Source organism: Vagococcus teuberi (assembly GCF_001870205.1).
GTDB classification, from domain to species: Bacteria; Bacillota; Bacilli; order Lactobacillales; family Vagococcaceae; genus Vagococcus; species Vagococcus teuberi.
Map to the genome: position 1 here is coordinate 2,142,501 of NZ_CP017267.1, position 26,560 is coordinate 2,169,060.

General features: G+C 35.9%; 20 protein-coding genes, 2 rRNA genes, 1 pseudogene and 2 other annotated features (1 of these 25 running past the window's edge). Of the genes and pseudogenes, 6 read left to right on the plus strand and 17 right to left on the minus strand.

Annotated elements, in window-relative coordinates; translation table 11 throughout:
• Both BHY08_RS10445 and BHY08_RS10450 read right to left on the minus strand, forming a co-directional pair.
• Nucleotides 1–2,493: ribosomal RNA gene (locus BHY08_RS10445) — 23S ribosomal RNA — on the minus strand; it reaches 419 nt to the left of the window's first position.
• Nucleotides 2,494–2,722: 229 nt separating this feature from the next.
• A 16S ribosomal RNA gene (locus tag BHY08_RS10450) occupies nt 2,723–4,281 on the minus strand.
• The 16S and 23S rRNA genes sit together here, the layout of an rRNA operon.
• A 430-nt stretch (nt 4,282–4,711) precedes the next feature.
• Here BHY08_RS10450 and croR point away from each other — a divergent pair.
• The 6 genes from croR to serS all read left to right on the plus strand — a co-directional run bounded on the left by croR (nt 4,712) and on the right by serS (nt 11,149).
• Nucleotides 4,712–5,398 carry a response regulator transcription factor CroR gene (croR, locus tag BHY08_RS10455; protein WP_071457774.1) on the plus strand — a complete coding sequence of 229 codons (687 nt, stop codon included), beginning with the start codon at nt 4,712–4,714 and terminating at the stop codon, nt 5,396–5,398.
• Nucleotides 5,382–6,536: a sensor histidine kinase gene (locus BHY08_RS10460; protein WP_071457775.1), complete on the plus strand. Its 1,155-nt coding sequence runs from the start codon at nt 5,382–5,384 to the stop codon at nt 6,534–6,536. Before croR ends, BHY08_RS10460 begins: the two co-directional genes overlap by 17 nt.
• Before the next feature lie 92 nt (nt 6,537–6,628).
• Nucleotides 6,629–7,894 (plus strand): serine hydrolase, encoded by a 1,266-nt coding sequence (locus BHY08_RS10465; protein WP_071457776.1) that lies wholly within the window; start codon nt 6,629–6,631, stop codon nt 7,892–7,894.
• A 50-nt stretch (nt 7,895–7,944) separates the two neighbouring features.
• A complete protein-coding gene (locus BHY08_RS10470; protein WP_071457777.1) occupies nt 7,945–9,231 on the plus strand; it encodes a serine hydrolase domain-containing protein in 1,287 nt (428 codons plus the stop codon).
• A gap of 15 nt (nt 9,232–9,246) precedes the next feature.
• Nucleotides 9,247–9,546, plus strand: coding sequence for a MazG-like family protein (locus tag BHY08_RS10475; RefSeq protein ID WP_071457778.1), 300 nt, complete (start codon nt 9,247–9,249; stop codon nt 9,544–9,546).
• A 38-nt stretch (nt 9,547–9,584) separates the two neighbouring features.
• Nucleotides 9,585–9,812 (plus strand) — a binding site (T-box leader).
• 62 nt (nt 9,813–9,874) lie between these two features.
• Nucleotides 9,875–11,149, plus strand: a complete 1,275-nt coding sequence (serS, locus tag BHY08_RS10480; RefSeq protein WP_071457779.1) for a serine--tRNA ligase — start codon at nt 9,875–9,877, stop codon at nt 11,147–11,149.
• A gap of 362 nt (nt 11,150–11,511) precedes the next feature.
• Here serS and guaB read toward each other — a convergent pair.
• The 15 genes and pseudogenes from guaB to rpmH form a co-directional block, all read right to left on the minus strand.
• Nucleotides 11,512–12,994: pseudogene (guaB, locus tag BHY08_RS10485) on the minus strand (IMP dehydrogenase).
• 125 nt (nt 12,995–13,119) lie between these two features.
• Nucleotides 13,120–13,824, minus strand: a complete 705-nt coding sequence (locus tag BHY08_RS10490; RefSeq protein ID WP_071457780.1) for a DUF1129 domain-containing protein — start codon at nt 13,822–13,824, stop codon at nt 13,120–13,122.
• 23 nt (nt 13,825–13,847) lie between these two features.
• Entirely contained in the window at nt 13,848–14,948 is a 1,101-nt protein-coding gene (gene ychF, locus BHY08_RS10495) for a redox-regulated ATPase YchF (protein ID WP_071457781.1), read from the minus strand.
• 34 nt (nt 14,949–14,982) lie between these two features.
• Nucleotides 14,983–15,168 carry a DUF951 domain-containing protein gene (locus BHY08_RS10500; protein ID WP_071457782.1) on the minus strand — a complete coding sequence of 62 codons (186 nt, stop codon included), beginning with the start codon at nt 15,166–15,168 and terminating at the stop codon, nt 14,983–14,985.
• Between the two features lie 97 nt (nt 15,169–15,265).
• Nucleotides 15,266–16,150: a ParB/RepB/Spo0J family partition protein gene (locus BHY08_RS10505; RefSeq protein WP_071457783.1), complete on the minus strand. Its 885-nt coding sequence runs from the start codon at nt 16,148–16,150 to the stop codon at nt 15,266–15,268.
• Nucleotides 16,134–16,904 (minus strand): ParA family protein, encoded by a 771-nt coding sequence (locus tag BHY08_RS10510; protein ID WP_071457784.1) that lies wholly within the window; start codon nt 16,902–16,904, stop codon nt 16,134–16,136. Before BHY08_RS10510 ends, BHY08_RS10505 begins: the two co-directional genes overlap by 17 nt.
• A 58-nt stretch (nt 16,905–16,962) precedes the next feature.
• Entirely contained in the window at nt 16,963–17,682 is a 720-nt protein-coding gene (gene rsmG, locus BHY08_RS10515; RefSeq protein WP_071457785.1) for a 16S rRNA (guanine(527)-N(7))-methyltransferase RsmG, read from the minus strand.
• Between the two features lie 175 nt (nt 17,683–17,857).
• Nucleotides 17,858–18,466, minus strand: a complete 609-nt coding sequence (locus tag BHY08_RS10520; RefSeq protein ID WP_071457786.1) for a hypothetical protein — start codon at nt 18,464–18,466, stop codon at nt 17,858–17,860.
• Between the two features lie 75 nt (nt 18,467–18,541).
• On the minus strand, nt 18,542–20,449 hold the full coding sequence (gene mnmG / locus BHY08_RS10525; protein WP_071457787.1) for a tRNA uridine-5-carboxymethylaminomethyl(34) synthesis enzyme MnmG: 1,908 nt from the start codon (nt 20,447–20,449) through the stop codon (nt 18,542–18,544).
• A gap of 13 nt (nt 20,450–20,462) precedes the next feature.
• Complete coding sequence (mnmE, locus tag BHY08_RS10530; RefSeq protein WP_071457788.1) at nt 20,463–21,857, minus strand: tRNA uridine-5-carboxymethylaminomethyl(34) synthesis GTPase MnmE; 1,395 nt, start codon at nt 21,855–21,857, stop codon at nt 20,463–20,465.
• 214 nt (nt 21,858–22,071) lie between these two features.
• Nucleotides 22,072–23,712 carry a peptide ABC transporter substrate-binding protein gene (locus BHY08_RS10535; RefSeq protein WP_071457789.1) on the minus strand — a complete coding sequence of 547 codons (1,641 nt, stop codon included), beginning with the start codon at nt 23,710–23,712 and terminating at the stop codon, nt 22,072–22,074.
• Nucleotides 23,713–23,834: 122 nt separating this feature from the next.
• Nucleotides 23,835–24,073: a binding site (T-box leader), on the minus strand.
• Nucleotides 24,074–24,175: 102 nt separating this feature from the next.
• Nucleotides 24,176–24,931 carry an RNA-binding cell elongation regulator Jag/EloR gene (gene jag / locus BHY08_RS10540; protein ID WP_071457790.1) on the minus strand — a complete coding sequence of 252 codons (756 nt, stop codon included), beginning with the start codon at nt 24,929–24,931 and terminating at the stop codon, nt 24,176–24,178.
• Nucleotides 24,932–24,949: 18 nt separating this feature from the next.
• Complete coding sequence (locus BHY08_RS10545) at nt 24,950–25,768, minus strand: YidC/Oxa1 family membrane protein insertase (RefSeq protein ID WP_071457791.1); 819 nt, start codon at nt 25,766–25,768, stop codon at nt 24,950–24,952.
• A gap of 14 nt (nt 25,769–25,782) precedes the next feature.
• The gene (rnpA, locus tag BHY08_RS10550) at nt 25,783–26,121 is read right to left on the minus strand and encodes a ribonuclease P protein component (RefSeq protein ID WP_071457792.1); all 339 of its coding nucleotides are present in this window, start codon (nt 26,119–26,121) and stop codon (nt 25,783–25,785) included.
• 84 nt (nt 26,122–26,205) lie between these two features.
• Complete coding sequence (gene rpmH / locus BHY08_RS10555; RefSeq protein WP_071457793.1) at nt 26,206–26,340, minus strand: 50S ribosomal protein L34; 135 nt, start codon at nt 26,338–26,340, stop codon at nt 26,206–26,208.
• Nucleotides 26,341–26,560 lie beyond the last annotated feature (220 nt).

Consider the following 26,560-nt stretch of genomic DNA (forward strand, 5'->3'; position numbering starts at 1 on the left):
CGATGTGAACTCTTGGGGGAGATAAGCCTGTTATCCCCAGGGTAGCTTTTATCCGTTGAGCGATGGCCCTTCCATGCGGAACCACCGGATCACTAAGCCCGACTTTCGTCCCTGCTCGAGTTGTAGCTCTCGCAGTCAAGCTCCCTTCTGCCTTTGCACTCTACGAATGATTTCCAACCATTCTGAGGGAACCTTTGGGCGCCTCCGTTACCTTTTGGGAGGCGACCGCCCCAGTCAAACTGTCCATCTGACACTGTCTCCCACCACGATTAGTGGTGCGGGTTAGAATGGTCATAACACAAGGGTAGTATCCCACCAGCGCCTCCATCGAAACTAGCGTTCCGACTTCTACGGCTCCTACCTATCCTGTACATGTGTCACAAACATTCAATATCAAACTACAGTAAAGCTCCATGGGGTCTTTCCGTCCTGTCGCGGGTAACCTGCATCTTCACAGGTACTAAAATTTCACCGAGTCTCTCGTTGAGACAGTGCCCAAATCGTTACGCCTTTCGTGCGGGTCGGAACTTACCCGACAAGGAATTTCGCTACCTTAGGACCGTTATAGTTACGGCCGCCGTTTACTGGGGCTTCAATTTTGAGCTTCGCTATTGCTAACCCATCCTCTTAACCTTCCAGCACCGGGCAGGCGTCAGCCCCTATACGTCATCTTTCGATTTTGCAGAGACCTGTGTTTTTGATAAACAGTCGCTTGGGCCTATTCACTGCGGCTGAACTTGCGTTCAGCACCCCTTCTCCCGAAGTTACGGGGTCATTTTGCCGAGTTCCTTAACGAGAGTTCTCTCGCTCACCTTAGGATTCTCTCCTCGACTACCTGTGTCGGTTTGCGGTACGGGTCATTTGTTTCTAACTAGAAGCTTTTCTTGACAGTGTGACATTGAGACTTCGGTACTTTATTTCCCTACTCATCACAACTTGTCCTTAGAGATAAAAGCATTTGACTCTTATCAAGACTTGTTGCTTGAACGTGCACTTCCAGTCGCACGATCTCATAGCCTCCTGTGTCCCTCCATTGTTCAAACAAAACAAACGAGTACAGGAATCTCAACCTGTTATCCATCGCCTACGCCTATCGGCCTCAGCTTAGGTCCCGACTAACCCTGGGAGGACGAGCCTTCCCCAGGAAACCTTAGTCATTCGGTGGACAGGATTCTCACCTGTCTTTCGCTACTCATACCGGCATTCTCACTTCTAAGCGCTCCACCAGTCCTTACGATCCAGCTTCAACGCCCTTAGAACGCTCTCCTACCATAGAACCAAAGGTTCTATCCACAGCTTCGGTAACATGTTTAGCCCCGGTACATTTTCGGCGCAAGGGCACTCGACTAGTGAGCTATTACGCACTCTTTAAATGGTGGCTGCTTCTAAGCCAACATCCTAGTTGTTTGTGCACCCTCACATCCTTTTCCACTTAACATGTATTTTGGGACCTTAGCTGGTGGTCTGGGCTGTTTCCCTTTCGACAATGGATCTTATCACTCACTGTCTGACTCCCGGATATAAATGAATGGCATTCGGAGTTTATCTGAATTCGGTAACCCAAGACGGGCCCCTAGTCCAAACAGTGCTCTACCTCCATCATTCTCAAATCCGAGGCTAGCCCTAAAGCTATTTCGGAGAGAACCAGCTATCTCCAAGTTCGTTTGGAATTTCTCCGCTACCCACACCTCATCCCCGCACTTTTCAACGTACGTGGGTTCGGTCCTCCAGTGCGTTTTACCACACCTTCAACCTGGACATGGGTAGGTCACATGGTTTCGGGTCTACGACAACATACTCATTCGCCCTATTCAGACTCGCTTTCGCTACGGCTCCGCTTCTTCAGCTTAACCTCGCATGCTATCGTAACTCGCCGGTTCATTCTGCAAAAGGCACGCTATCACCCATTAACGGGCTCTAACTTCTTGTAGGCACACGGTTTCAGGTTCTATTTCACTCCCCTTCCGGGGTGCTTTTCACCTTTCCCTCACGGTACTGGTTCACTATCGGTCACTAGAGAGTATTTAGCCTTGGGAGATGGTCCTCCCGGATTCCGACGGAATTTCTCGTGTTCCGCCGTACTCAGGATACTCATAGGTGTGTTGTCAATTTCGTCTACGGGGCTTTTACCCGCTACGGCTGACCTTTCCAAGTCGATTCGACTATCCACAACAGCTACCACAGCTGAGTCCTACAACCCCAACAAGCAAGCTTGTTGGTTTGGGCTGTTTCCGTTTCGCTCGCCGCTACTAAGGAAATCGATTTTTCTTTCTCTTCCTGCAGGTACTTAGATGTTTCAGTTCTCTGCGTCTACCTTCTAACAGCTATGTATTCACTATTAGATAATATCCTATAAAAGATATTGGGTTCCCCCATTCGGAAATCTCCGGATCATAGCATACTTACTGCTCCCCGAAGCATATCGGTGTTAGTCCCGTCCTTCATCGGCTTCTAGTGCCAAGGCATCCACCGTACGCCCTTATTCACTTAACCTTTTCTAACCTGACGGTTAGCTTGTTTTTTAATTAATGACTAACTAGCGATAGATAATCATTAATACATTTCACAGTTCTTTTTAAAGAAACTGTTCAACGCGGTGTTCTCGGTTTATGTTGATGTCTAACTTCAACTATCCAGTTTTCAATGAACAATTCGTTTGAGAGTAGACCTCTCAAAACTGAACAAAGTAAAGACAAAATGTGTTTTCCGTAATTATCCTTAGAAAGGAGGTGATCCAGCCGCACCTTCCGATACGGCTACCTTGTTACGACTTCACCCCAATCATCTATCCCACCTTAGGCGGCTGGCTCCAAAAGGTTACCTCACCGACTTTGGGTGTTACAAACTCTCGTGGTGTGACGGGCGGTGTGTACAAGGCCCGGGAACGTATTCACCGTGGCATGCTGATCCACGATTACTAGCGATTCCGGCTTCATGTAGGCGAGTTGCAGCCTACAATCCGAACTGAGAACAGCTTTAAGAGATTAGCTAAACCTCGCGGTCTTGCAACTCATTGTACTGTCCATTGTAGCACGTGTGTAGCCCAGGTCATAAGGGGCATGATGATTTGACGTCATCCCCACCTTCCTCCGGTTTGTCACCGGCAGTCTCGCTAGAGTGCCCAACTAAATGATGGCAACTAACAATAAGGGTTGCGCTCGTTGCGGGACTTAACCCAACATCTCACGACACGAGCTGACGACAACCATGCACCACCTGTCACTTTGTCCCCGAAGGGAAAGCTCTATCTCTAGAGTGGTCAAAGGATGTCAAGACCTGGTAAGGTTCTTCGCGTTGCTTCGAATTAAACCACATGCTCCACCGCTTGTGCGGGCCCCCGTCAATTCCTTTGAGTTTCAGCCTTGCGGCCGTACTCCCCAGGCGGAGTGCTTAATGCGTTAACTGCAGCACTGAAGGGCGGAAACCCTCCAACACTTAGCACTCATCGTTTACGGCGTGGACTACCAGGGTATCTAATCCTGTTTGCTCCCCACGCTTTCGAGCCTCAGCGTCAGTTACAGACCAGAGAGTCGCCTTCGCCACTGGTGTTCCTCCATATATCTACGCATTTCACCGCTACACATGGAATTCCACTCTCCTCTTCTGCACTCAAGTCCTCCAGTTTCCAATGACCTTCCTCGGTTGAGCCGAGGGCTTTCACATCAGACTTAAAAGACCGCCTGCGCTCGCTTTACGCCCAATAAATCCGGACAACGCTTGCCACCTACGTATTACCGCGGCTGCTGGCACGTAGTTAGCCGTGGCTTTCTGGTTAGATACCGTCAAGGTGATAACAGTTACTCTATCACTTATTCTTCTCTAACAACAGAGTTTTACGATCCGAAAACCTTCTTCACTCACGCGGCGTTGCTCGGTCAGACTTTCGTCCATTGCCGAAGATTCCCTACTGCTGCCTCCCGTAGGAGTCTGGGCCGTGTCTCAGTCCCAGTGTGGCCGATCACCCTCTCAGGTCGGCTATGCATCATGGTCTTGGTAGGCCATTACCCCACCAACTAACTAATGCACCGCGGGCCCATCCATCAGTGACACTTAAAGCGTCTTTTATGATTCCACCATGCGGTAAAATCAATTATGCGGTATTAGCACCTGTTTCCAAGTGTTATCCCCCTCTGATGGGCAGGTTGCCCACGTGTTACTCACCCGTCCGCCACTCATTTCTTTTCGGTGGAGCAAGCTCCGGTGAAAGGAAATGCGTTCGACTTGCATGTATTAGGCACGCCGCCAGCGTTCGTCCTGAGCCAGGATCAAACTCTCAATAAAAAGTTGATAACATCTTACGATGTTTAAGCTCATTTGTTTAAAACTTGCTAGCGAATTGTATTCACTAAATATGGTTTGTTTCTACATAGTAGAAACGCCCTACACATTTGGTTTGTCTTACTTTGTTCAGTTTTCAAAGGTCTAAACTGTGTTGCTGTAACAACTTTTATATCATATCAAAATGATAATTTGTTGTCAATACCTTTTTATCATTTTTTAAATTTAAAAATATATAATATAGGAAGCAACCAGATAATGATAACACACATATCATTGATTCGTCAACATATTTTTAAAATTATTTTTAATAAAATAACAACTCATTTAATATACTACTTATTTAAAAAAAAGTAAACATATTTTTTAATTTATTTTTTATTTTAATTTATTTGATACAATGGGTAATATAAATAATTAGGAGGAATTCAACATGCAAATACTAGTAGCTGATGATGATAAAGAAATTGTTGAACTATTAAGCATCTATATAAAGAACGAAGGATATGACGTCGTTAAAGCTTATGATGGTAAGGAAGCTCTTAGTAAGATTATTACAAATCCTAACATCGCATTATTAATTCTTGATATTATGATGCCAAAAATGAACGGATTAGAAGTCGTTAAAGAGTTAAGAAAAGAATCTCAAATTCCTATTATAATGTTAACAGCTAAAACAACTGATATGGATAAAATACAGGGATTGATTACTGGTGCTGATGATTATGTTACCAAGCCATTTAATCCTTTAGAAATTATGGCACGTGTAAAATCACTACTGAGAAGGACTAATATGCAAGTCCAATCTGAAGAACCTGACTTATTAGAGGTAGGACCTTTAATTATAAAAAAAGATTCACATGAAGTCGAAACTGATCAAGGTGTAAAAATACAACTAACAGCTTTAGAGTTCGGCATTCTTTATTTACTTGCTAGTCATCCCAATCGTGTGTTTAGTGCTGAAGAAATTTTTGAAAGGGTATGGCAACAAGAAAGTTTAGTTTCTGCGAAAACAGTCATGGTTCATGTTAGTCACTTAAGAGATAAGATTGAAGAAGCTACTAACGGCGAAAAAGTGATCCAAACAGTTTGGGGAGTGGGGTATAAAATTGAGGGATGATGAAAAAAAGAATAGTATTAAGCTAACCTCAAAGGAAACTAGTGAATTAATAATAGAAGGTATCATTACGATTATTTTACTGATCCTTCTGAATTTAGCACTATATATTCTCATCGATCAAATAGTAAATACTTCATTACCTATTGATGAATTTATGTGGCATATACAATATAATATCTTTTATGACTCCAGTCCCCCGATGTTTTGGCAAAAACCATTAATATTTATAATGGTTTTCGCGGATATTATTATACTATATTGGCGACTAATTCGACGTTTCAAGCAAATGCAACAACAACACATTATTAGCGAGTTACATTATATTTCAAATGGACATTACAACCATCGTATTCCCTTTGAATTAAAAGGTGACTTAGGACGACTAATAACTAGTATCAATGCCCTTGTTGATAGTACGGTTGATGCATTAGAAGAAGAACGTAGAATTGAACAATCAAAAGATGAGTTAATTACCAATGTTAGCCATGACATACGGACACCTTTAACTTCTATCATTGGTTATCTGGGTTTAATAGAAGAAGGAAAATACCAAAATGAAGATGAATTATTGAAATACACACATACTGCCTATTTAAAATCAAAACAGATGAAAGTATTAGTTGATGATTTATTTGAGTATACTAAAGTCAGACAATCTAATGTACCGTTAAATGCTATTACATTTGACATGAATCAATTGATTGAACAACTTACTGTAGATTATGAACTCGAAGCATCCAAAAAAGATAAGTTAATAAATTTTATACCTCAAGAAGACTCGTTAATGATGATAGGAGATACCGAAAAATTAGTAAGGGTGTTTGATAACCTTCTATCTAATGCTTTGAAATATGGCGTTAACGGTTCACAAATAATTATAACATCTGATAAAATTGGAAACGAAGTAGTTATAGTCGTAAAAAATGATGGTGATCCTATACCTCAAGAAGCTTTAGACCATTTATTTGATCGTTTTTACCGCGTTGAAGAGTCTCGTTCACAACAAACTGGAGGTACTGGTCTTGGACTAGCCATAGCTCAAAGTATTGTTTCTCTTCACGGTGGATATATATACGCTAAATCAAATAAAAATTGGACTTCTTTTACTATACATCTACCTTTAGCACCGGCACAATAACCTAACCATTTTTAGAGTCTTTAATGAACCTATTGTTTTATATAATAGAATTTGTTAAATTAGGTTCAGTTAAAATTAGGAGTGTACTATCTATGACACAATCAAATAAATACAAATATAAGGTAGTTGTCTTACTTATTATTTTGTCAGTATTCCCAATTCATGTGTTAGCTGCAAGCAACGAACTTGATATTCCAGCTAAATCTGCTATTGCGGTTGATTTTGACACGGGCAAAATTTTATATGAGAAAAACAGTAGTGAAGTACTACCTATCGCTTCAATGACAAAACTGATATCTGCCTATCTTGTATACGAATCCGTAAAAACTGGAAAAATAAGTTGGAATGATTCTGTTCCTTTTGATGATACTCTTATCAAAATGACTGAAAATCCTGACTTATCAAATATTCCTATAAAAAAAGAATTAACTTATACTGTTGAAGATAGCCTTAAAGCTATGCTCATTTCTTCAGCTAATGTTTCTACTACTGGTCTTGCCAGACTAATATCCGGTACTGAACAGGCTTTTGTTGACCAAATGAACCTCAAAGTAGATGAATGGGGAATCAAGGATGCTCACTTTATCTCTGCATCCGGCCTTGATACTCAAGATTTACCAAAAGAAGATCGATATCCTAACTCAAAAGATGACGATGCCAACATGATGTCCGCAAAAAGTATGGTCATTGTCGCAAAACATTTGATTACTGATTATCCAGAAGTATTAGATATTACAAAACAATCTCACTATACTTTGTTTCAAGGGACTAAAGATGAGCAAACTTATTGGTCTTCAAATTTGATGTTGCCTGATTTATATTACTATACTAAAGGTGTAGATGGATTAAAAACTGGTACAACCCCTAATGCAGGAGCTTGTTTTATTGGCTCAACAGTTCAAGATGGACATCGTATCATAACTGTTGTCATGAATGTTGATGAGAAATATAGTCGTTTTGAAGTTACAAAAAATATCTTAAAACATATTGAAACATATTGGGAATACCAGGAAGTTAACAAAGCTGGTTCAAACGCTATTGTTGAGAAAGCAGATGTACCTAATGGAAAAGTTGAAACTGTTCCTTTAATTATAAAAAACTCAAGTTCTTTATGGGTAAACAAACAAACCAGTGAATTAAAACAGGTGTTTAATCAAAAAAACGATAAACTTTCGGCACCGCTTAAAAAAAATGTTATCGTTGGACAGCAAGTTACGACTGATATAAACGACAAGCTTGGCTATCTCGATCAAAAAGACACTGGGCAAGCAACTAGTGATGTGATGACAAAAACTGACGTATTAAAAGCGAATATTTTTGTCAGAGCATGGCGATCAATAAAGAACAGCATAAAATAATGCTGTTTTTTATTTTATTAATTCTATGAATAGAAAAAGAGGAATAGCTAATGAAAAAATCACGTATGGAATATGATAAATTAAAAAGAAAACAAAAATGGATAGGTTTGTTATTCTTCTTGATTGGAAGTTTAATCACCATTAGTATCATTATTACAGTAATAGCATTGTACCCTAACGAATTGACATCTCTTGTAAAAACACACGTGACATCTCAATCAACTTCTAGTTCTAGTACATCCGTTGACGATAAACCAACATCTACTGATTCGTCAGAACCGTTACAACAAACTCATACATTTACTCCTAGAACTAATTTTGCCGAAAATACAGAGACTCCACTTCTACTAAAACCATTAAAAGACAAACTAGAACAAGATATTGCATCCAGAGAATTATCAGGAACTTTACTCGCAATTAAAAATAATCAAGTTGTAATGTACAACTCATTTGGTTATGCAACTGATGTCCCTTGGAAGGCCCAAGAAAGCACTTATATGATTGCATCGATTCAAAAATTTTATACAGCATTACTTATATCGACTCTCATATCAGAAAATAAATTGTCATTAGATACTACTTTAAATAAATTCTTTCCGGAAATACCGGGTAGCGATCAGATTACAATTGATAGTATGTTATCTATGACATCGGGATTGAAATTAGATACTGGAAAAGCCCCAACTTCAATTAAAACCCAAAAGGATTGGGAAAATTATATATTAAAAACAACAACACATCAAAATTCTACAGAGTGGGACTATTCTCCTGTTAATTTTGGATTATTAGCAATGATTATTGAGAAAATTACAGGCATATCTTATGCAGACTATTTTAATAAAACAGTGAAAAAACCACTGGATCTAAAAGAAACTGGTTTTTATACTGAACTGTCAGATAATTCTCACCTCGTTCCTGTATATGAAGAAAATGGAACTGCAGCAAAAAATGAGATACCTGATTATGCTTATGTAAGAGAATTAGGAACAGGAAACATGTATACATCCCCCAAAGACTTTGCAATAGTTGTTCAAGCACTAATGGATGGAAGATTTGAAGATTTAAATAATATTAAAGCAGCCTGGTTAAAAGCTACTCCTTATGGTACAACTTATTATAAATCCGGTCTTTACAGAAAAGTACTCGATGAAAACGGACCAACCATTTTCTGGGGACACGGTATTTTTAGGGGCTATGAACCCACTGTGATTTTTAATAATGACGCCAGTGACATGGTTATTTATTTCAGTAATCAATACTTAACCAATAAATCGAATACCATCGCAACAAAAGAATTTTATGATATCATTTCTCAAAATGTCACCTTCAATCAATAAAGGAGATTCTTATCAATGGATGTCATACGTTTAATTAATTTAGCAAAAAAAGAACCAAAATCTCTAGAAGAAATGGGGTTAAAACTAGCCGAAGAAACTGGTGAAGTAGCCGAAGCAATTTTAAAATATAAAAAATCCAGTGGCAGTCAATACAAACATGGTACATTAGATGATTTAAAGGAAGAGTGTGCTGACACTTTACTTGTAGCTTTATCCTTATATTTTCAACTAGAAGGTAGCTCCATAGATGAACTAAACAGTATCATTGAGATAAAAGCTGATAAATGGGAAAAGCACATGCAAATTAAAGAGTAGTTGACATCACTACGAAAAGTAGCTATAATTTCTGATAAATAGACTAAATATGAAAGACTAGTATTTATTACGTGTGTTTAAAGAGAGTTAGCGGTTGGTGTGAGCTAATAACAACAAATAAAGAATCCACTTTCTATGATTATCTAACGAACTCATAAGAACTAAGTTAGATCGGCAAAATAGCAAACCGTTAATAATTGCTTATAGAGACAATTATTTTGTCTAAAATTTGGGTGGTACCGCGAATTCAATCTCTCGCCCCAGAAGGTCATAGGCTTTCTGGGGCGAGAGTTTTTTATTTATTTAAAATATTAAGGAGGAAATAATAATGTTAGATTTAAAATTTATACGTCAGAATACTGAATTAGTCAAAGAAAAACTAATGACACGTGGTGTTGAAGGAGAAAAGATTGATGATTTTGTTCGTCTTGACCAAGAACGCCGTGATAACTTAGTAAAAGTCGAAACATTAAAAAAACATCGTAACGATGTATCACAAGATATCGCAAAATTAAAACGTGAAAGACAAAATGCTGATGATAAAATTCAAGAAATGAAACAAGTTAGTGAAGATATAAAAGTGCTGGATAAGCATATCCATACCATTGATGAACAACTAGAGTATATCGCTCATACCTTACCTAACTTACCAGCCGAAGGAGTTCCCGTTGGTAATAACGAAGATGAAAATATTGAATTAAGAAAATGGGAAACACCAAAACAATTTGATTTTGAGGCTAAGCCTCATTGGGAAGTTGCGGAAGAATTAGATATTCTTGATTTCGAACGTGGGGCTAAGGTTTCTGGTAGTCGATTCCTTTTCTATAAAGGTGCCGGAGCAAGATTAGAACGTGCCGTATATAACCTAATGCTAGATACTCATATCTATGAACACGGGTATACTGAAATGATTCCACCATACATTGTTAATGACAAATCAATGTTTGGTACTGGACAATTCCCTAAATTTAAAGAAGATGTTTTCCAATTAGAAAACTCAAATTACACATTAATCCCAACAGCAGAAGTACCATTAACAAACTATTATCGTGATGAAATCTTAGATAATGATACCTTACCTGTTTACTTCACTGCTTTAAGTCCTGCTTTTCGTTCAGAAGCTGGTAGTGCTGGTAGAGATACTCGCGGTTTGATTAGATTACATCAATTCAACAAAGTGGAAATGGTGAAATTTAGTAAACCGGAAACATCTTATGAAGAATTAGAAAAAATGACAAATAATGCTGAAGCTATTCTACAGAAATTAAATTTACCATATCGTGTAATTATTTTATGTACAGGTGATATGGGGTTCTCAGCAGCGAAAACATATGATATCGAAGTTTGGATTCCAACTCAAGAAACATATCGTGAAATCAGTTCTTGTTCTAACTGTGAGGATTTCCAAGCAAGACGTGCGAAAATTCGTTACAGAGACGAAGAAGAGAAAGTGCAATACGTTCATACACTTAATGGATCAGGTTTAGCGGTCGGACGTACTGTTGCAGCTATTTTAGAGAACTACCAAAATGAGGATGGTAGTGTGACTATACCAGAAGCACTTGTACCTTACATGGGTGGTATGACTAAAATTACGAAATAACGAAATAACTAAATAACTAAATAACTTTTCAAGTGAAAATCACTCAATTACAAAACAAAAATCCCATGAAATCAGTTTTGAAAAACTGATTTCATGGGATTTTTCTATTTTAAGACTTGTGGGTCAAACTCTTTTACTTAATGTCTGTCATCATCATACTATCTGTGAGTTCTAAATATTCTGCCATTACTTTTTTTGTTTTTATCAATTAACACTAATTCATCTACTTAACCTTCTGTAATATAAAGTATAAGCAATATCTGGTCCAACATGCCCTAATCCAATAATTCCTACTTTACTCAAATATAATCCTTTCTTTCTAAAAAAAGAGGCAGGAAAATCCCGACCTCTTTTGATCCATTTTATGAAATTGAATAATTTGGTGCTTCTTTAGTAATTTGAACATCATGAGGATGAGATTCTCTTAAACCAGCACCACTCATTTCAACAAATTGTGCGTTGTCTCTTAGCTCTTTTAAGTTACCAGCTCCAACATAACCCATTCCGGCACGTAAGCCTCCCAGCATTTGGAAGATAATATCTTGTACACTACCTTTGTACGCTACACGACCTTCAATACCTTCGGGAACTAATTTGTTTGCTTCATTAACAGAACTTTGGAAATAACGGTCACTTGACCCTTTTTCCATAGCTCCTAAAGAACCCATTCCACGGTATGTTTTAAAACGACGACCTTGGAAAATTTCAAATTCACCTGGAGACTCATCTGTTCCAGCTAACATTGAGCCTAACATGACAACATAACCACCAGCTGCCAATGCTTTTACGATATCTCCAGAGTACTTAATACCACCATCAGCGATGATTGTACGACCATATTCACGAGCAACGCCTGCTGCATCATAAATAGCTGTTAATTGTGGGACACCAACACCTGCGACAACACGTGTTGTACAGATTGATCCTGGTCCAATCCCCACTTTAACAACATCAACACCTACATCATATAACGCTCGAGTAGCTTCAGCAGTCGCAACGTTTCCTGCAATTAATGTAACATCTGGAAAGGCATCGCGAATTTCTTTAATTTTACGAATAACGCCCGCGCTATGTCCATGAGCAGTATCAATAACTAACGCATCAACACCAGCTTCAATTAAAGCTCCAGCTCTCTCAAATGTGTCACTTGTTACACCAACAGCTGCTGCAACTAATAAACGTCCATGCTCGTCTTTTGCGGCATTAGGAAATTCAATCACTTTTTCAATATCTTTAATCGTAATTAACCCACTTAATCGACCTTTAGCATCTACGATAGGTAATTTTTTCTATTTTATGTTGTTGAAGGATTTTTTCTGCATCTTTTAAAGATGTTCCAACTGGAGCTGTTACGAGACCTTCTTTTGTCATAACATCTTTAATCATTAAATTATAGTCAGTCACAAAACGTAAATCACGGTTTGTTAAAATACCAACTAATGTTCTATTTTCTAATGTATCTACAATGGGTACACCACTAATACGATATTTAGCCATTAAATGCTCTGCATCACTTACCTTGTGTTCTGGTGTTAAAAAGAATGGATCGATAATAACGCCACTTTCAGAACGTTTTACTTTTCTTACCTCATCTTTTTGTTGCTCTACGCTCATGTTTTTATGGATAACACCTAAACCACCTTGTCTAGCCATAGCAATTGCCATTTTACTGTCTGTAACAGTATCCATACTGGCACTCATAATTGGAATATTCAACTTAATCTTAGATGATAATTCAACACTTAAATCGACATCGTTTGGCAATACATGACTTTCAGCTGGAATTAATAGAACATCATCAAATGTATACCCTTTTTTTGAAAATTTAGTTTCCCAATTTGACATTAGAAATTCGCACTCCTTTAATTTTGTTTTATTAACAAACTTACCAAATAATCTGTTATTCGTCAATCTTATATAAACGAAAAACCAAACAAATTTTCTTTAAAAAATGTTTGGTCTTCTTATTTTTAAGGACGTAAGAACATACTTCCTTGAATATTGTATTTTTTCTTTAATAAGTAACGGATACCAAATGCTACCACACCTAAAATAAGCGTTAAAACTGGGTCAAGTGAAGGATTGATTGCATGTGGGATAAACGCAGATAATGAAAAAATCATTAACCACGGGATAAAACATAGTGCCATAATCCCACCTGTCTTCCATACACCAGGTCGTTTACTTCTATCAGCTCCTGGCATATCGTATATATAAATATAACGATAGATTAAGTAAAATGATAGACCACCTGACATCGCACCAATCGTGATACTTAATATGCCTTGTGTCGGTTGTGGTGATCTAGATACCATGGTTAAGATACCTGTCATAACTGATAAAAAAGTAAATAGCAATAAGCTATTATCTAACCACATCGAACCAAAATTAGTTTTAAGTGGTGCTGCTGGCTTTGTTGTTATAAATACAACAGCTTCTGTTGGCGTACCATATAAGTGTTTCGCTGTCAGACCAGTTTTTTGTCCTTCTACAAGTTCTTTTAACATAGTATTGAATGTTTCTATTTTTTGGCGTTCATCAACTTCTACGCCTTCTTCATCAAGTATCTTTTTTAAATCAAATATAAACTGATCATTTTTTTTAGTTAATTTTTTTTCTAATTCACGGTTTTCTGCAACTTTTTGTTGCAATTCTTCATTTGTTAACTCAGACATACTCTTGTCACCTATTCTTTCCATTAAACATTAAAACGGAACAACATTACGTCGCCATCTTGTACAACGTAATCTTTCCCTTCTAAACGTACACGTCCAGCATCTTTTGCTGCACTCATGCTGCCGTATTCTTTTAAATCTATAAACGATACAGTTTCAGCACGGATAAAGCCACGCTCGAAATCTGTATGAATAATACCCGCACATTCGGGTGCTTTCATCCCTACTTTAAATGTCCAAGCACGTACTTCTTGTTCTCCAGCTGTAAAGTAAGTTGCTAACCCTAATAAATGATACGCTGTACGAATTAATTTATCTAAACCTGATTCTTCAATACCTAATGCTTCTAAGAAATCTTTTTTATCATCTTCATCAAGTTCAGCTATTTCTTCTTCAGCTCTTGCACATACAGTAATCACTTCTGCATTTTCAGTTGCTGCAAATTCTTTTACTTGTTTGACATAATTATTATTTTCAACATCTGCTATCTCATCTTCAGCCACGTTGGCTACATATAGTACAGGTTTAGTTGTTAATAGGAATAATCCTTTAACAATTGGTAATTCATCATCTGTAAATTCAATCGATCTAGCAGATTTACCTTCTTCCAATACTGGCTTAATTTTTTCTAAAACAGCTAGTTCTGCTACTGCTTCTTTATCTTTTGTCTTAGCTATTTTTGAGACACGAGCTAAACGTTTGTCAACTGATTCTAAATCCGCTAACACTAACTCTAAATTAATCGTATCAATATCTGCTAATGGATCAACACGACCTTCAACGTGTGTGATGTTATCATCATCAAAACAACGCACGACATGACAGATAGCATCAACTTGACGAATGTGACTTAAGAATTTATTTCCTAACCCTTCACCTTTACTTGCTCCTCTAACAATCCCTGCAATGTCAGTAAACTCAAATGTTGCAGGTACTGTTTTTTTAGGTTTTACTAATTTTGTTAATTCTTCCAAACGATAATCTGGTACTTCCACCATTCCCACATTTGGATCAATCGTTGCAAAAGGATAGTTAGCCGCTTCTGCACCCGCTTTTGTAATTGCATTAAATAAAGTTGATTTTCCAACATTAGGTAACCCAACTATTCCGGCTGTTAATGACATATTTATTTCCACTCTTTCTCTTAAATTCTTTAAATTAGTCTTCTTTCTTCTCCAACACTTTTTTCATTTTCTTCTCAAATTCTCGTCGAGGCATCATGACAATATGCTGACAATTTAAGCATCTTATTTTGATATCCATTCCCATACGAATTATTTCCCATCGATTCGTTTGACAGGCATGTGGTTTTTTCATCTCGACAACGTCACCTAAATCATACATATGAACATCTCTCCTCGATTTTTGTCATACTACGTGATATATCTTAACACAGTTCTATTATATTTATACTAGTTTTCGTGTGATTTTTGATACTAAATTAATCAAATTGAATGTCTAAAATATCTAAAATTCTAGTCAAATCGGAATTAGATAAATATTCTATTTCTATTTTACCTTTTCCTTCTTTTTCTTGAATACTAACACTTGTTCCAAATTTATCCATTAATCGCTCTTCACTTTCAGTGATATAGTATGGCTTTGGAGTCTGTTCTTTCTTTTTAGAGGAGTCTTTTTTAGTCACGTCATTCATCTGGTTGACAATTTGTTCCAATTGTCGAACTGTTAATCCTTCTTTAATTGCCCTATTTGCTACGATTAAAATATCTTCTTTTTTCTTCAATCCTAGTAACGTTCTAGCTTGTCCCATTGATAGAGATTCATTTTGTACTAAATCTTTCACTACTTTAGGCAAACTTAATAAACGTAGGTAATTTGCTATGTATGGACGACTCTTTCCTAATTTTTCAGATAGCTCAACCTGTGTTAAATCAAGATTTTTCATTAACATTTCATAAGCTTCTGCTTCTTCTAACGGATTTAAATCTTCTCTTTGCAAGTTTTCTAATACAGCCACTTGCATCATACGCGCTTCATCAAACTCGCGTACAATCGCTGGGATTGTTTCTTTACCAGCAAGTTTCGATGCTCTAAAACGGCGTTCACCTGCAATAATTTCATATCCTTTAACAGATGACTTTCTCACTATAATAGGTTGAAATACACCTGATTGCTTAATCGAATCAGCTAATTCTTCTAACGCTTTTTCATCAAATGTTTTCCGAGGTTGATATGGGTTTGGTCTCAAATCAGATAATGGCAAATCTTGAACCGTTTCAGATTGAATGTCAACCTCTTCTATTGTTGATAAATCTTGAAATAATGCATCAATTCCTCGTCCTAATCCTTTATTCGGCTTGCTCACGATTCATCACTTCCTTTGCTAGTGCTTGATACACTTCTGCACCTCTAGATTTTGGATCATAATCAATAATCGCTTTACCGTGACTAGGTGCTTCAGACAATCTTACATTTCTTGGAATAATAGTGTCATATACTCGCTCTCTAAAATAAGTTCGAACTTCTTCTACTACTTCTGAACCTAAATTCGTCCTAGCGTCATACATCGTCAACAACACACCTTCTATACGTAAATCCGGATTAAAGTGTTTTTGTACTAAACGTATCGTATTTAACAATTGGCTTAATCCTTCTAGTGCATAATATTCACACTGAACAGGAATTAAAATGGAATCACTCGATGTAAATGAATTGATTGTTAAATGGCCTAACGATGGTGGACAATCAATTAATATATAATCATATTTATCTTCCACTTCTTTTAGAGCGAGTTTCAATCTTGATTCTCTTGCCATCATAGATGTTAACTCAATTTCTGCTCCAGATAGTTGAATCGTCGCTGGTGCGATATCCATTCCTTCTCTATTTGTTTGTTGAATGACTTCAGTGATGGGAACTTCATTAACTAAGACATCATAAATGTCTTGAGATACATCCGCTTTACGTATGCCTATACCACTTGTCGCATTTCCTTGTGCATCCATATCTACTAATAATACTTTTTTCCCTTCGTACGCTAAACACGCACCAAGATTGACTGTAGTGGTCGTTTTACCAACTCCACCTTTTTGGTTTGCTACAGAAATAATTCTAGCCATAATAGGTCCCTCCGTTTCTTACTCATTGTGTCTAATGATTCATCAGGCACCTTTATTTTTATACTAATGGTTTTTTATTTGGTAATCCTGCTTTACGAGGATATTTATTTGGTGTAACTTTCTTTTTATCTATTTCAATAATAAATCGTTCATCTTCTGTTATAGGCAAACTAACCTCATGTTCTGATACAACTTTACCACCAAGTGTTGCTATTGCTTTTTTAGCTTCAACTAATTCTTCCTCACTTTTAGCAGCTTTCATCGCTAAAAATTGACCGTCTTTCTTTACTAACGGTAAGCATAATTCTGCTAACACATTTAACCTAGCTACCGCTCTAGCTGTCACTAAATCAAATGTTTCACGAAATTCTTTATTTTGTCCAAAATCCTCTGCTCTTGAATGATATAAATTAACTTGTTCTAATCCTAATTCGTTAGTAAGCTCTCTTAAAAATTTAATTCGCTTATTTAAAGAATCTACAATTGAAATTTCCATATTAGGAAAAGCTATTTTTAGTGGTATACTAGGAAAACCTGCTCCTGATCCAACATCACATAAACTTAAACCATCTCTTGTCATATCTCGTTCAAAAGCTAATGTTAGTGAATCGTAAAAGTGTTTTAAATAAACATCTTCTTTTTCAGTAATTGCTGTTAAGTTGATTTTCTCATTCCATTCAACAAGCCGTTTGAAATACAATTCATACCGAGCCATTTGCTCGTCATTTAACTCTATCCCATGTTCTTTCAAACTATTTTTAAACTCTTCTGGGGTCATCTTCATTCTCCTTCATGTGAAACAAAATAGTGTTTCACGGATAAATACACTTTATCGTATCTACAGAAAAAGTTCAATGGCGAGAACTTGTTTTTAATAAAAAAAGCAAACTTAACTAATACATAAGTTTGCTGTTAATCTAATATTATTTCCCAAATGTTTCACGTGGAACATTTTAACTTGTTCTAATATTTTCAAAATACGCTCTTAAAAAACCCACTATTTTTACTCTTTTTTCATCAATAGTATTTAGTGTTGATTCAATGTCTCTAATAAAACTATTAATTGCGTCGGGAGTTACATCTTCATAATAAAAATAGTTATATCTTCTTTGTTGAAATCCTCTCAATTCCTTTATTAGACACTTAAAATCTCTAAAAAATTCCTCTTGTATAAATGGTTCATATTGATCTAATTTGTTATCTAATTCATTTAAATATTCACTACTTTTCACTATTCCTTCTTGAATTAATTTTATATAAGTTTCTTCTAAACTTGTTTCCGTATTCTCATGTAGCAACTGTAAACTACCTTTCACACTTTTCGTTTTATCGATTGTTTTTTGTAATAAATCAAACAAGTTCCAAAACAAATTGTATTCTTTTTCATATTGCTTTTGTGTCATGAATATAAAGCTTTCTTGTTTAGCAGAAAGTTTACTAATATCTTTATCTTGCTTTGTTTGTTTTTCTGTTATTTTTTTATTTACCTGATTAGTCAAGTATATGGAAAAACTACTTAATAAAATAGCAATAATTCCAATAATAATTGATACACTCGTCATAGTATTCACCTCTAATTCTATTATATCAAAGTATCGTTCCTTTTGTGATTTATTTAAAATAAAAAAGACCTATTTCTAGGCCTTTTCACTGTCTATCTTTGCTATTTTACCTTGTTCGATATAAACCATCAAAATACTTATATCTGAAGGATTAACGCCACTTATTCGACTTGCTTGAGCAATTGTTTCAGGGCGGATTTTTTCTAATTTTTGAACTGCTTCTGTTGCTAAGCTGTTTATTGCCTTATAATCAATATTTTCTGGGATACGTTTTGCTTCCATACGTTTTAATTTTTCAACTTTATCTTTGGCTTTTTTGATGTACCCTTCATACTTCACTTGAATTTCCACTTGTTCAATCACATAACGCGGAAGTTCTTTTTCAGGACTTGGAATAAACGCACTCAAATCATAATAAGTTATCTCAGGTCGTTTTAGAAAGTCACGAGCTAATATACCATCTTTTAATGGTGCCAATCCTCTTTCTTCAAGGAATGTTTGGATTTCTTGTGTTGGCTTCAATCTAATCTTTCCTAAACGTTCTAATTCATTTTCTACCATCTCTTTTTTCTCTTGATACTGAGCAAAACGCGTATCATCAACTAACCCGATTTCATACCCCATATCTGTTAAACGTAAATCAGCATTATCATGACGTAATAGTAAACGATATTCAGCACGAGATGTTAATAAACGATATGGCTCATTTGTTCCTTTTGTTACTAAATCATCTATCAATACACCTATATAAGCATCACTTCTTTTTAAGATAAATGGTTCTTTACCTTGAATCTTTAATGCAGCATTAATCCCTGCCATTAACCCTTGACAAGCCGCTTCTTCATAACCTGATGTTCCATTTGTCTGTCCCGCTGTATAAAGACCAGAGATTTTCATTGTTTCAAGAGTTGGACGTAATTGATGTGGAACAACTACATCATATTCAATCGCATAACCACTACGCATAATTTTAGCTTGTTCTAACCCTTCAATACTCTGAACCATCTCTTTTTGCACATCTTCTGGTAATGACGTTGATAATCCTTGTACATAGACTTCTTCAGTATGTTCTCCTTCTGGCTCTAAAAAGATTTGATGACGTGGTTTATCACTAAAACGCACAATTTTATCTTCAATGGATGGACAATATCTTGCGCCCACTCCTTCCACAATCCCAGTAAACATAGGTGCTCGGTGTAGATTATCACGAATCAATGTGTGAGTATCTAAATTCGTGTAAGTTAACCAACAAGGTAATTGATCTGTCCGATAGTTTTCATCATGACTTTCAAAGCTAAAATGATTTGGTTGCTTGTCTCCTGGTTGTTCTTCTGTCACCGAATAATCAATTGTGCTTGATTTTACGCGCGGTGGTGTGCCCGTTTTGAATCGTTCAATCTCTAAACCAATCTCTTTTAAGTTATTTGCTAATCCGATAGACGGTAGTGAATTGTTGGGTCCTGATGAATATTTTAATTCACCAATAATAATTTCTCCACGTAAAGCAGTTCCTGCTGTAATGATGACTGCCTTACTTGTATATTGTGTTCCTGTACTTAACTCAACACCATAACACACATCATCTTTGACTAATAATTTTTCAACGATTCCTTGTTTGACTACCAGATTATCTTCTTTTTCTAGTGTATGTTTTAATTCAGATTGATATGCATGTTTATCCGCCTGTGCTCGTAAGGCTCTTACAGCTGGACCTTTACCTGTGTTGAGCATACGCATTTGAATATAAGTTTTATCAATATTTCTCCCCATCTCTCCACCTAACGCATCAATTTCGCGAACCACTACTCCTTTAGCTGGTCCTCCGATTGATGGATTACATGGCATAAAACCAATCATATCTAAATTCAATGTCACAAGTAACGTACTCATGCCCATTCTTGCTGCTGCTAACGACGCTTCAGAACCCGCATGACCACCACCGACGACAATGACATCATAATCTCTTATTTCAGTATTTTCCATTACGTTAATCTCCTTATTTTCCTAAACAGAACTGACTAAATAACTGGGTAATTAATTCATCTTGAACATTCTCGCCCATAATTTCTCCCAGTAAATCCCATGCTCTTGTCATATCAATTTGTAACAAATCAACAGGCATATCAACTTCTATTCCTTCTAATACTTCATCAAGAGCCATATCAGCTTGTTCTAGCAGTGCTACGTGTCTTGTGTTGGAAATATATGTTGCATCTTTTTCAGACGTGTTAGAAGCAAAGAATGTGTCTTTTATTAACTGTTCTAATAAATCAATGCCTCTACCTTCTAAAACTGATATTGGTAAGAATGGTGTTTCCCCTAATAAATTTTGTAATTCATCTTTATCTAATTTATTTGGTAAATCATTTTTGTTCAGTAATACAATACGTTGCATATCTTTTGTTAAAGAGATTAGTTCACGATCCATCTCTGTAATAGATTCGCTTTGATTTAACACAAGTAACACTAAATCTGCTTCAGATAATGCTTTCCGACTTCGTTCTACCCCTATTCTTTCAACAATATCTTCTGTTTCACGAATACCTGCAGTATCAATTAATTTTAATGGTACACCACGAACATTAACAAATTCCTCAATAACATCTCTAGTTGTTCCTTCAATATCAGTCACAATCGCTTTATCTTCTAGTAATAAATCGTTTAAAAGACTAGACTTTCCAACATTTGGACGCCCAATAATAGCAGTTGCTAATCCTTCTCGCAATATCTTTCCTTGTGTTGCTGTTTCTAATAAATGAGCAATATCTTCTTTTACTTCTAGTGCTTTTTCTTTCATAATTTTAGTCGTCATCTCTTCGACATCATCATACTCAGGGTAGTCAATATTAACCTCTACTTGTGCTAAGGCCACCAACAATTTTTGTCTTAATGAATGAATTAACTGTGATAAACGACCATCTAATTGTCCCAGAGCTAAATCCATTGATTCATTTGTTTTAGCCTGTATTAAATCCATTACAGCTTCTGCTTGGGATAAATCCATACGACCATTTAAAAATGCACGCTTCGTAAATTCACCTGGTTCTGCTAATCTTGCTCCCTGTCTTAGTAATAGTTGTAAAATCTGATTCGCTACTACCATCCCACCATGACAATTAATTTCTACAATATTTTCGCGTGTAAAAGTCTTAGGCTCTAACATCACGGAATACATCACTTCGTCTAACACTTGATTCGTTTTAGGGTCTTTTATGTGTCCGTAGTGAATCGTGTGAGTAGGTACTTTTGTTAAATCTTTTTCTTTATAATTCGTCACACTTTGAGCAATTGTCACCGCATCATCACCACTCAAACGGACAATACTAATAGCACCTTCACCTGGTGGAGTTGAAATGGCAGCAATCGTGTCAAACTCTTTAGTAATATTCATTCTTACCTTCCTTTCTTAAAAAGTGCATATAAAAAAGCGCCCACTCCACCCCTTCACCTATGCAAAAAAGCATATACAAAAAAGTAGATAAGCACTTTGACTGCTATCTTATTTATAATCATAAAAATAATAGCATACTCTTAATCTATTGACAATGTATTAAACCGCGAAAAAAATAAGCCACACAAGAAATTTATGACTTATTTTGATGCAATTATTCAGATACTGATGCTGTTCTTAAGTTAAAGTAATCACCATATAAATGATAACTCATTCCTTTAATATTAGGATTAATTAAATAATTTGATGCACTTTGATAAAGAGGTACTTGTGCTGCATTGTCTTTAATTAAGATTTCTTCTGCTCTTTTATAATCTTCAAATTGTTTATCTGAATTATTTGCATTGACTGTTTTGGCATCATTCACTAATTTATCAAATTCCTCATTTTTGTATTCGCCATAGTTATAAGAAGAATCACTCTTATAAAGATTAAAGTAAGAATCTAAATCACTACTTCCAGCTATCCAACCTGAAAGTGACATTTCAAAATCTTTTTTCGTTCTAGATTCTAATAAATTATTCCTTGGTTGAGCTTTTATCTCTACTTTTAATCCCTCTAAACTATCTTCTAATTGACTTTGGACATATTCAGATATCTTTTTACCATTTTCATCATCAGAGGCTAATAACGATACTACGACCTTATCACCTAAATCTTTTTTAGCTAGGTTCCATTCCTTTTTAGCTTCGTCCAAATTATGTTCTAGATAGTCGCCACTAAATTCACGAAAATCAGTAGACGTTTCAGGATTAGCATATAGATTTCGTGGAATTAGGCCATTTAATGGCTTTGATCCATCATTTAAAATATTCTCTGTTAAGGTCTTTTTATCTATTGCTTGAGCAAATGCTTTACGTAAATGCTCATTAGCTGTCGGTAAATCTTTTGCTTTATTAAAATCTAAATAATAATTGGCCACATCAGAATGAGTTACATATCCCTTATCTTCTTTATTTTGCGCTACATACTGACCTGTGATACGCACTAAATCCAACTCGCCTGATTGATATAGATTTATACCTGTATTATCATCTTTGATCGTGCTTACTTTTACTTCTTCTAATTTTACCGCATCCGCATCGTAATACTCTTTGTTCTTTTTCAACGTCCAAGTGTCTGACGTACTATCCCAATCTGCGATAACAAATGGCCCACTATAGATTAAATGTTCGCTGTCAATACCATAGTCCTTGCCTTCTTCTTTGACGTATTTTTCATTTTGAGGTGCTAACCAACCAATAGAAACAACCGTTAGAAATGATGGTTGTGCTTGAGTCAATTCAACCACAAATTCTGTTTCACTTGGTGCTGAAATTCCTAATTCAGAAACATCTGTTTTGCCATTTCTAATGTCTTGGCTATTTTTCACATTGTCTAATAAATAAGCATTAGGTCCAAGGGTTTCTGGATTGACTAATTTTTTCCAAGCATAAACAAAATCATTTGATGTAATAGGCTCACCATTACTCCAGTTGATGTCTTTTTTCAAAGTAAATTTATATGTTAATCCATCGTCACTAATATCCACTTTTTCTGCTAATCCAGGAATTGGTGTACTATCATCATCAAATCGATATAGCCCTTCAAATAAGTGTTGCACCATCGTAAAAGTATTTTTATCCGTTGTTTGTGTTGTGTCTAATGTTGAAATTGGTGCTGGTGAGCTAATTTCTATCACCTGACTTACTTTACCAGTTTCTTTTTTACCACTCTTTTCTTTCATTTCTCCTCCACTACACGCTGTTAATACAAGTGTTGTTAGAGCTAAACCCACAATCCATTTCTTTTTCATTTATTCCCCTCCATATTTGACCTATCTTTACAAACGTCTAACTCTTCTTTTCTGGTTGAACATGACTAAATTATGATTAGGAGCTAGAAAAGTGTAAACAAAAAAACTCCCATCCTTCTTTATAAAAGGACGAGAGCTTGCTATTTAGCTATCGCGGTACCACCTTAATTGGCTTTATAAAAAAGCCCACTTTCCCAGTACTATCATACTGTCACGCTATAACAGGCGTCCCTGAATTGATCTTAACTTATTCAACCAATCTGTTCAAAGGCCATTTTCCTTTTCCTATCACTATCTCTTTCCACCAAGCGAGACTCTCTTTAAGCTATCAAAAAAGTACTTTCCTTATCATCACATTTTGTCAATTAATGTTTGTAAAAGGATTATATCATATAATTTATTTTCGTCAATAAAAAGAGGGATAAAAAAAGTCACGCCATTTTAGGCATGACTAGATAACATCTTATTTTTTTAATTCAACAACCAAATAGCGATGGGGTTCATTACCTTCAGAATGTGTTTTTATATCTTTTTCATTAGACAAAAGGGAATGAACTTGTTTACGTTCAAAAGCAGGCATTGGTTCTAAAAACACTGGCTGGGAAGTATTTCTTACCTTATTAACAGCTTGGTGAGCCAATCTTTTCACCACTATCTCACGTCTTTCACGGTAATCACCGACATTTACAATAACAGTTAAACGATTTTTAACCAATCGATGAATATAAACTTGTGATAAATATTGAATAGCATTTAATACTTTTCCATGCTTTCCGATCAACAAACCTTTTTTATCTGTATCTAAGTGAAACACGACCTGATTATCATCTCTTTGTACTCGAACCATTGCTGGTGCACCCAATGCTTTTGTCATGTCTGTTAGATACAATGATAATGCTGTAATCGCGTCATCAAGTGAAACATCTTGTGATGAGGAAACTGGTACTGACTTATCTTCTTCCACTATTTCCGAGTGTGTAACAGTGACAGGTTCTTCAATAACTTCTGTGGCTATGCTGTCTTCTACTACTTCAACAATTTCTTCCACTTCTGGTTCTTTGGCAACAACTGAAACAACGGCTTCTTTCTTACCAATACCTAAAAACCCTTTTTTTCCCTCTTCAATAATGGAGATATCCGCATCGACACGATTTAGATCAAGTGAAGCCAAACCTTTTTTTATGGCTTGATCAACATTTTCTCCTGTAAATGTAGGCATAATACGAACCCCCTCAGTTTATTTTTTTCGTTTTTTTGAAGTATTTGCTTTACGCAATGCTTTTTCTAATTCTCTTTTTCGCTGTTCTTCTGCTTCTTGTTCACGTCTAAGTTTATATGGATTATTAATCAACAACGTTTGTAATACTTGGAATGCATTTGATATTACCCAATAAAGTGATAAACCACTAGCTAATTTAACACCCATAAATAAAATCATTAAAGGCATCACATAATTCATCGCCTTCATCGCACCTTGAACATTTGATTGGCTCATTGTTGTTAATCTTGTACTAATAAAAGTAAAGATAGCAGCTAGAATCGGTAAGATATATGTTGGATCTGGCTTACCTAGCTCTAACCATAAAAATGTTCCTTGTGTTAATTCTGGTATACGAGAAATTGCTTGCCACAATGCCATCATAATTGGTAACTGAACTAATAATGGTAAACATCCTGATAACGGATTAACGCCTGCTTCACTATACAAACGTTGCTGTTCTTCTTGTAACTTTCTAACTGTTTCCGAATCTTTTGATGCATATTTTTCTTGTAATTCTTTTAATTTCGGTTGTAACTCTTGTGTCTTACGCATACTTTTTGTTTGATAATGCATTAATGGTAGTAAAATTATTCTAATAATAATGGTAAAGATGATAATCCCAATCCCTGGATTTCCAAAAGACAACGCTTTAATTGCCTCACCAAAATAATACACAATATACCGATCCCATAATCCCGCACTACTTTGATTGATTTCTCCTGTACCACATCCTGTCAAAATAAAGACAAGAACAAACATGGACAGAATAAACAGCCATTTTTTCTTCTTTTTCACTGACTAACCCTCTCTTATTTCATTAAATTAGCTAATTTAAACACGTGTACGATATTTTTCTTTACTTCTTCTAAAGATAAATTAATGACTTGAGGTCTTGCAATTAATACAATATTGTAATTCGGCTGAATCATCCCTTTCATGTCGTATAAAGAAGTTCGTATTAATCGTTTCACATAATTACGTGTTACAGCATTTCCTACTTTTTTTCCTACAGATAACCCTACACGAAAATGAGTATTTTCAGGTGATTCATAGACGTACACAATAAAATTTCTATTCGCAAAAGATTGCTTATTCTCAATTATTTGTTGAAATTCTTTTTCTTTTTTAATTCGATACGCTTTTTTCATATTAAACCACTCTTATCATAGCATAAAGTCCGCTTTTTTTTAATTTATTATAAAAAAAAATCACTGATTCGTAGAGTCAGTGATTTATGCTGCTAATACTTTTCTTCCTTTACGACGTCTACTTGCTAATACACGGCGACCGTTTTTAGTGCTCATACGTTTGCGGAACCCATGAACTTTTTGACGTTTACGTTTTTTTGGTTGATATGTTCTTTTCATCCTCATACACCTCCTATAAACTAATATGCTTTCTAAATAATCACATTAGACAGACTATGACATTATACAAATAAATATCACCTTTTGTCAACTGTATTGAGATTCTTCTTGATATATACTTATCCACAAAATATAAAATTTAATGACATCCCTGTTAAAAAATGATAAGTAATAAAAAAAGATATATACTTAATCATGAGTTATCAACAAAAACACAACT